Origin of the sequence: Pseudomonas citronellolis (assembly GCF_029335315.1) — a bacterium.
In the GTDB taxonomy this organism is placed as follows: domain Bacteria; phylum Pseudomonadota; class Gammaproteobacteria; order Pseudomonadales; family Pseudomonadaceae; genus Pseudomonas; species Pseudomonas citronellolis_A.
Genome location: NZ_JARJLT010000350.1, coordinates 1 through 8,199 on the forward strand (window position 1 = coordinate 1; position 8,199 = coordinate 8,199).

At 70.1% G+C, this 8,199-nt stretch carries 6 protein-coding genes; 2 read left to right on the plus strand and 4 right to left on the minus strand.

The annotated features are described in order from the left end of the window. Entirely contained in the window at nt 1-864 is an 864-nt protein-coding gene (locus P3W75_RS26550) for a LysR family transcriptional regulator (RefSeq protein WP_276230298.1), read from the minus strand. 116 nt (nt 865-980) lie between these two features. Next, the gene (gene tusA / locus P3W75_RS26555; RefSeq protein ID WP_276230299.1) at nt 981-1,220 is read right to left on the minus strand and encodes a sulfurtransferase TusA; all 240 of its coding nucleotides are present in this window, start codon (nt 1,218-1,220) and stop codon (nt 981-983) included. A gap of 157 nt (nt 1,221-1,377) precedes the next feature. Between tusA and P3W75_RS26560 the strand changes: the two genes are divergently transcribed. Continuing rightward, nucleotides 1,378-2,931, plus strand: coding sequence for a CocE/NonD family hydrolase (locus P3W75_RS26560; protein WP_276230300.1), 1,554 nt, complete (start codon nt 1,378-1,380; stop codon nt 2,929-2,931). Here P3W75_RS26560 and P3W75_RS26565 read toward each other — a convergent pair. Further along, nucleotides 2,928-3,806, minus strand: coding sequence for a MaoC family dehydratase (locus tag P3W75_RS26565; protein ID WP_276230301.1), 879 nt, complete (start codon nt 3,804-3,806; stop codon nt 2,928-2,930). The genes P3W75_RS26560 and P3W75_RS26565 overlap by 4 nt on opposite strands. Nucleotides 3,807-3,909: 103 nt before the next feature. Continuing rightward, a complete protein-coding gene (gene rlmM / locus P3W75_RS26570) occupies nt 3,910-4,962 on the minus strand; it encodes a 23S rRNA (cytidine(2498)-2'-O)-methyltransferase RlmM (protein ID WP_276230302.1) in 1,053 nt (350 codons plus the stop codon). Between the two features lie 335 nt (nt 4,963-5,297). Between rlmM and acnA the strand changes: the two genes are divergently transcribed. Beyond that, nucleotides 5,298-8,030 (plus strand): aconitate hydratase AcnA, encoded by a 2,733-nt coding sequence (gene acnA, locus P3W75_RS26575; protein WP_276230303.1) that lies wholly within the window; start codon nt 5,298-5,300, stop codon nt 8,028-8,030. Nucleotides 8,031-8,199: the final 169 nt, after the last annotated feature.

Genomic DNA, 8,199 nt, shown 5'->3' on the forward strand with positions numbered 1-8,199 from the left:
TCACCCCACCGTACTCCGCACCGCCGCCACCAGCGTGCGCAACATTCCCCGCGCCTGCGCGTCGCGCGCATGGGACAGCAACCACACATCGCGCCCCGGCAACGGCGGCAGCCCCAGCCGCGCGCCGACATCCTCGCAGCCGGCCGGCGCCACCCGGCGGCCCAGCGCCGCCACGGCGATGCCGACGCTGACCGCCGCGCCAATGGTCATCAAGCCACCGCCGACGAACACTTCGCGCCAGGCCACGCCAGCCTGGTCCAGCGCGTCCACCGCCATGCGCCGCACGCTGCAGGGTTCGGCCTGGGTCGCCAGGGCCAGCGGCTGGCCCGGCAGCGCCTGGAAGTCCGCCGCGCCCATCCAGGCGAAGGGTTCGCTCAGCACCACCTCGGCGTCCTGGCGCGGCGGGCCCTGTTGCAGCACCAGGGCCACGTCCAACTCGCCACGGTCGAAGCGCTCCAGGGTTTCCCGCGAGCTGTCCACCCGCAGCTCCAGCAGCAGGCCCGGATCGCTGCGGGTGAGCTGGCGCAGCAGGCCCGGCAGCTCGGCGCCGACGATGTGATGGCTGACGCCCACCACCAGCCGTCGCGGCTGGCCGGCAGAGAACGCGCCCAGGGCCAGGCGGTGCGCCGCCACCAGGCCGCGCGCGGAGTCGAGGAACGCCCCACCGTCGGCGGACAGCCGCACCAGCCGTGGCGTGCGCTCCAGCAGGCGGCGCCCGAGGCCGTCCTCCAGACGCTTGATCTTCAGGCTCACCGCCGACTGGGTGCTGGCCAGCGCCTCGGCGGCGCGGGTGAAGCTCTTCAGCTCGGCGACCAGTACGAAGGCTTGCACGGCCTCGATATCCAGGGCTTTCATGGCGGGCATGTCCACTTTCAATGACTGGAAGTGGACAGCATCGAATTTCGCAATGGTAAGGTCAAGCGCATGACCGCACCGAGCAGCCCTTTGTAGGAAATCGTGGCGCGGGCGCGAAGACAGGCTCAGTCGAGCTTCTTGCGAATCCAGTACAGGTAGGTGCCGGCGTCTTCCTGCTGCTCCACCAGTTCGTGGCCGAGGAAGATGCAGAACTTGGGGATGTCGCGGCGGGTGGAGGGGTCGGTGGCGATGACCTTGAGCAGGCCGCCGGCCGGCAGGTCGCGCACCTTGTTGTGCAGCATCATGACCGGTTCGGGGCAGTTCAGGCCGGTGGCGTCGAGGATGGCGTCGACAGGCTGGGACATGGAGTGGCTCCGCAAAACGAATGGCGCATTGTCGCGCAAAGCGGGGCGCACGGTCACGCGTTGCGGGCGAACGGCGGCGGGCCAACCTTTCGTCGGGCCCACGGCAGCGGAGCCTGGGCTAAGCTCGGCGGCTCCCCGACAGCGGATGTCCCCGTCCATGCGCCTGCCCGCCCTGCTCCTGTTCCTGCTGCTCGCCGGCTGCGCCCGCGACCAGCTGCCCGACTACGCCGCCAGCGCCGGCCAGGCGCTGCCCGCCACCTGGTACGACGCCGTGGTGGTCGCGCGCGACGGCACCCGCCTCGCCGCCACCGTGTTCCAGCCGGCGCTGAACCCCGGCGAAAGCGCCCCGCTGATCGTCCACACCCACGGCTGGGGCGGCTGGCGGGTGACCGGGCCGGAAGGTTTCTACGGCCAGAACATGATGTCCGGGCGCGCCGCGCTCAAGGCCTGGAAGGCCGGCTACTGGGTGGTCAGCTACGACCAGCGCGGCTGGGGCGGCAGCGACGGGCGCATCGAGATGATGGACCCGCGCTACGAGGTCAGCGACGCCAGCGCGGTGATCGACTGGGCCGCCGCGCACCTGCCGCGCCTGCGCATGGACGGCCCCGGCGACCCGCGCGTGGGCATGCTCGGCGAGAGCTACGGCGGCGCCGTGCAGTTGCTGGCCGCCGCCGAGGACCCGCGCATCGACGCCATCGTTCCGATCGCCACCTGGTACGACCTCAGCGACGCCCTGGCCCCCGGCGGGCAGCTGAAGATCGGCTGGGGCGGCGTGCTGGTGAGCCTGGGCGTGGCCACCGGCTACGACCTCGGCAAGTTCGTCCAGGCCGATTACCTGCGCACCGCCAGCGGCCGCATGAGCCCGCCGGTGCAGGCCGAGCTGGCCGCCCACAGCCTGGCGCGCTACTGCGCCGAAGGCCGCCGGCCGCACGCCGACGCCCTGCTGATCCAGGGCCTGCGCGATACCCTGTTCCCCCTCGACCAGGGCCTGCGCATCCGCCAGTGCCTGCGCCAGGGCGACGCCGACGTGCGCCTGCTCGGCATGCAGGGCGGGCACATCCTGCCGCCGCCGTTGCAGGCCTGGAGCGGCCTGCCGCCGTTCAACAACGAGCCGGTGATCCACTGCGGCGAGCGCGCCATCAACCTCTACCAGGGCATCCTCGCCTGGTACGAGGAAAAGCTCCGGCAGCGCCCCGGCGCCGCCGCCAGCGTGCCGTCACTGTGCATCAGCCTGGACCTCGACCAGGGCCTGGCGCTGGACGACCTGCCGCCGCCGGGGCCGACCGTGGCCTTGCCGCCGACCCGCGTGCGCCCGGCCAGCAGCGGCCTGCTGCAGCCGCGTCGCTTCATCGCACTGCACAAGGTCGCCGAGCCCAGCGCCCTGCTCGGCAGCGCGGAAGTACGCCTGGCCCGGCCGCTGGGCAGTGGCGACCAGGCACTGCTGTTCGCCTCGCTGGCGGTGCGCGGCGCGGACGGTCGCACGCGGGTGCTGGACGAACAGGTGAAGCCGTTGCTCAACCAGGGCGCGACACAACTCAACGCGGTCAGTGCCAGCCTGGCACCGGGCGACGAGATCGGCCTGCTGGTCAGCGGCTTCAGCGGCCAGTACCTGTTCAACAGCTCATGGAGCCTGCGCGCCCTGGACCTGGAAGGCGAAGTCCGCCTGCCCGCCCTGCTCCCCCTGCAACCGCGCCTGGCGGCGGGCCGCTAGCGCAGCGGCCCGGCCGGCGCTTCGTCGAGCTGGGCGAGTAGCAGCGGCTCGCCATCGCCGTCGGCCGGCAGCAGCGCCCATTGCTCCTTGTGGCCCAGGCGGCGGTGGCTCTGGCGCACCTGGCTGCCCAGCGGCAGCGGCGCCTTGAAGTGCACGTCCAGCCGCACGCTCTCCGCCAGGCGCCGCCCGGTGAGGCTGCGCGCCAGGCTCCACATGCCGTGGGCGAAGGGTTTGCCGAAGCCGTAGCGCGAGGCCATCAGGCGCGACAGGTGCAGCGGGTTGAAGTCGCCGCTCAGGCCGGCGTAGCGCCAGCCGGCGATCTTCGGCGCGCGCCATTGCACACCGGGGTGCGCCGGCGCTTCGAGGGTCTGCCAGCGCGCGCGCTCGGGCAGCGGGTCGGGTTCGGCGTGGTCGTCGAGGAAGTCGCCACGGCGCAGGTAGGTGGTGATCGACTGCCAGTAGAGCATGTCGTGGTGCCACACCTCGGTCACCACGTCCACCTCCAGCCCCAGCGGGCTGCGCCGGCTGGTGAGGATGCGGCAGTCGAGCAGCAGCTGGTCGCTCTCTTCGAGCATGCGGTAGCGCTGGATGTGGCTGCGCAGGTGGATCAGGCCGACGATCGACAGCGGCATGCGCGAACGGCTGAGCAGGCGCAGGTGCAGCGGCAGGCTGATCACCTGGGGGTAGAGCAAGGGCACGCCCAGTGCCGGGTCGAGGCCGAAGTGCTGGCGATAGGCGCGCAGGTGGCGCGCGTCGAAACGCAGGCTGCGGCTGTCCATGGCCAGGTTCGGCAGGCGCTCGCCGTGGCCCAGGCCACGGCGCGGCAACAGCATGCGGGTGTAACTGCCCAGCAGCGAGGGCAACTTTCGCTTCACGTCCGGCTCCGACGGGGAATGCGCCGCACAGCATGGTCGCTGCGCGGCGCTTGGGCAAGTCGCCGAAGGTCGCGGGTCGCGCCGGAACTACTGGTTTTGCGAGCTACTGGCGGCGCAAGTGCACCGTGACCTCTTCGCGGTCGTGGTACAGCTGCTTGCAGCCGATGCTCACGCGCAGGCCGCGCTCGCGGAAGGCGTCGCGCAGGCGGTCGAGGATCTTGCGCACCTCGGCGTAGCGCTGCTTCATCGGCAGCTTGAGGTTGACCACCGCCTCGCGGCACAGGCCCTCGCCGATCCAGGTTTCGATCAGCGAGCCGGTGCGCGCCGGCTTCTCGACGATGTCGCAGACCATCCAGTCCACCGTCTGCCGGGGGCGGAACAGGTAGCCGTCGGCGCGCTGGTGGTCGACCAGGCCGGAGTAGATCAGGTTCTCCGCCATCGGCCCGTTGTCCACGGCGATCACCCGCATCTCGCGGTTGACCAACTGCCAGGTCCAGCCGCCGGGCGCGGCGCCCAGGTCCACCGAGAGCATGTTCGGCGCCAGGCGCTTGTCCCACTCGGCGCGCGGGATGAAGTGGTGCCAGGCCTCTTCCAGCTTGAGGGTCGAGCGGCTCGGCGCCTCGCGGGGGAACTTCAGGCGCGGGATGCCCATCGGCCACATGGCGCTGTTGCGCGGCTCAGCCAGGCCGACGAAGACCTCGCGGCCGGAGCGGAAGGTCAGCAGCAGGCGCGGCAGGCTCGGGTCCTCGCGCAGCTTTCCGGCCTTGACCAGGGCGGCGCGCAGGGGCTTCTCGAACTTGCGGCAGAAGGTCGAGAGTTCCTTGCCGTCGTTGGTATCGAAGACTTCCAGCCACAGGCTGCCGCACAGCGGGTACGGGCCCAGCTCTTCGAGCAGCGCGGCGATGCGGTCCTGTTCGGGCAGGGCGATGAAGCCGGCGCCGCGCGCCCACTGGCGCGGGAAGATCAGCTCGGCAAAGCGCAGGCGGCGCATCAGGCGCTCGGCGCCCTCGGCGTCCTGGCAGACGAATTCGGCGTAGGCGGTGGCCGGCTTGGCGCGGGCGTAGCCGGCCACGTCGAGGCCGGCGGCCAGGTCGGAAATCTCCGCGCAGACTTCGTTCTCGAAGCCCGGTCGGCAATGCAGTAACAGGGTGTTCATCGGGGCGTCTCCTAGGCCGCGCACTATAGTCGCTGCGCCGGCGGCTTTCACCCGGATTCGCCGTACCCGGCGGAACCCGCCAGACCATGCCGGGGTCCAGAAACCATGGCGGGACCGCCCGGAGCGGTCTAGTTTGAGAGTTCCAACGCAGTTCCCCGCGCCTGTCCGTGGGCGCGGGGAACGCCTGCCGGACGCCTTCCGACACGCGCCGTAACAAGGGAAATCGCCGGCGATACCGGCCTTTTCTGCTCCAGGTCAGCGGTTTCGCCGCGCGCCTGGCCAAGTATCGGTGCCTGAGCCGGCCCCCGGCAGAATCCAAGCCTGAGGAGAACGTCATGCCCGCAGTGGACAGCCTGAACAGCCTGCGCACCCTCGAGGTGGGCGGCAAGACCTACCACTATTACAGCCTTCCGGAGGCCGCCAGGCAGCTCGGCGACCTGGACAAACTGCCGAAATCGCTCAAGGTGCTGCTGGAGAACCTGCTGCGCTGGGAGGACAACCACACCGTCGACGCCGACGACCTCAAGGCCCTGGCCGGCTGGCTCAAGGAGCGCCGCTCCGACCGCGAGATCCAGTACCGCCCGGCGCGGGTGCTGATGCAGGACTTCACCGGGGTGCCGGCGGTGGTCGACCTGGCCGCCATGCGCGATGCCATGGCCAAGGCCGGCGGCGATCCGCAGAAGATCAACCCGCTGTCCCCCGTCGACCTGGTCATCGACCACTCGGTGATGGTCGACCGCTACGCCAGTCAAGGCGCCTTCGCCGAGAACGTCGAGATCGAGATGCAGCGCAACGGCGAACGCTACGCCTTCCTGCGCTGGGGCCAGAACGCCTTCGACAACTTCCGCGTGGTGCCGCCGGGCACTGGCATCTGCCACCAGGTCAACCTGGAATACCTCGGCCGCACCGTCTGGACCAAGGACGAGGACGGGCGCACCTACGCCTTCCCCGACACCCTGGTCGGCACCGACTCGCACACCACCATGATCAACGGCCTCGGCGTGCTCGGCTGGGGCGTCGGCGGCATCGAGGCCGAGGCGGCCATGCTCGGCCAGCCGGTGTCGATGCTGATTCCCGAGGTGATCGGCTTCAAGCTCAGCGGCAAGCTCAAGGAAGGCATCACCGCCACCGACCTGGTGCTGACCGTCACCCAGATGCTGCGCAAGAAGGGCGTGGTCGGCAAATTCGTCGAGTTCTACGGCGACGGCCTGGCCGACCTGCCCCTGGCCGACCGCGCCACCATCGCCAACATGGCCCCGGAATACGGCGCCACCTGCGGCTTCTTCCCGGTGGACGAGATCACCCTGGGCTACCTGCGCCTGTCCGGCCGCCCGGAGGAAACGGTCAAGCTGGTCGAGGCCTACTCCAAGGCCCAGGGCCTGTGGCGCGAGCAAGGCCACGAGCCAGTCTTCACCGACAGCCTGCAACTGGACATGGGCGCGGTCGAGGCCAGCCTGGCCGGGCCCAAGCGCCCGCAGGACCGGGTGGCGCTCGGCGAGGTGGGCAAGGCCTTCGCCGACTTCCTCGCGCTGCAGCCCAAGGCCGCGCGCAGCCCGGACGTCTCGCGCCTGCTCAACGAGGGCGGCGGTGGCGTGGCCGTGGGCAGCGCGGAGAGCCAGGGCATCGAGTACCAGCATGAGGGCAAGACCCACCACCTGCAGGATGGCGCCGTGGTCATCGCCGCCATCACCTCCTGCACCAACACCTCCAACCCCAGCGTGATGATGGCCGCCGGCCTGCTGGCGAAGAAGGCCCTGGAGAAAGGCCTGCAACGCAAGCCCTGGGTGAAGAGCTCGCTGGCGCCCGGCTCCAAGGTGGTCACCGACTACTTCAAGGCCGCCGGCCTGACCCGCTACCTCGACGAGCTGGGCTTCGACCTGGTGGGCTACGGCTGCACCACCTGCATCGGCAACTCCGGGCCGCTGCTCGAACCCATCGAGAAGGCCATCCAGCAGGCCGACCTGACGGTGGCCTCGGTGCTCTCCGGCAACCGCAACTTCGAGGGCCGCGTGCACCCGCTGGTGAAAACCAACTGGCTGGCCTCGCCGCCGCTGGTGGTGGCCTACGCCCTGGCCGGCAGCGTGCGCCCGGACCTGTCGAAGGACGCCCTGGGCACCGGCAAGGACGGCCAGCCGGTGTACCTCAAGGACATCTGGCCGAGCCAGCAGGAGATCGCCGAGGCGATCCAGAAGGTCGACACGGCGATGTTCCACAAGGAATACGCCGAAGTGTTCCAGGGCGACGAGAAATGGCAGGCGATCCAGGTGCCGCAGGCGCAGACCTACACCTGGCAGGCGGATTCCACCTACATCCAGCACCCGCCGTTCTTCGAGCACATCGCCGAGGCCCCGCCGAAGGTCGCCGACATCCACGCCGCGCGGGTACTGGCGGTGCTGGGCGACTCGGTGACCACCGACCACATCTCCCCCGCCGGCAACATCAAGAAGGACAGCCCGGCCGGGCGCTACCTCAGCGAGCACGGCGTGGCCTATGCCGACTTCAACTCCTACGGCTCGCGGCGCGGCAACCATGAAGTGATGATGCGCGGCACCTTCGCCAACATCCGTATCAAGAACGAGATGCTCGGTGGCGAGGAAGGCGGCAACACCCTGCACGTGCCCAGCGGCGAGAAGCTGGCGATCTACGACGCGGCCATGCGCTACCAGGCCGAGGGCACGCCGCTGGTGATCGTCGCCGGCAAGGAGTACGGCACCGGCTCGTCGCGCGACTGGGCGGCCAAGGGCACCAACCTGCTGGGGGTCAAGGCGGTGATCGCCGAGAGCTTCGAGCGCATCCACCGCTCCAACCTGGTGGGCATGGGCGTGCTGCCGCTGCAATTCACCGGCGGCCAGGAACGCAAGGCGCTGAACCTCACCGGCAAGGAAGTGCTGAACATCCGTGGCCTGGACGGCGAACTGAAGCCGCACATGACGCTCACCGTGGAGGTCACCCGCGAGGACGGCAAGCAGGACAGCTTCGAAGTGCTGTGCCGCATCGACACCCTCAACGAGGTGGAGTACTTCAAGGCCGGCGGCATCCTCCACTATGTGCTGCGCAGCCTGATCTGAGGGGCCGGCGGATAACCGCGAACGGTTATCCGCCCTACGTTACGGGTGGGTCTGGCGTAGGGCGCATAACGCCTACGGCGTTATCCGCCGCCTGACCGTGGCCGCCGTGCGCTCGGCGCCGATCCGGGCATCACCCACACCCCCAGCCCAACCACGCCGGGGTCGATGG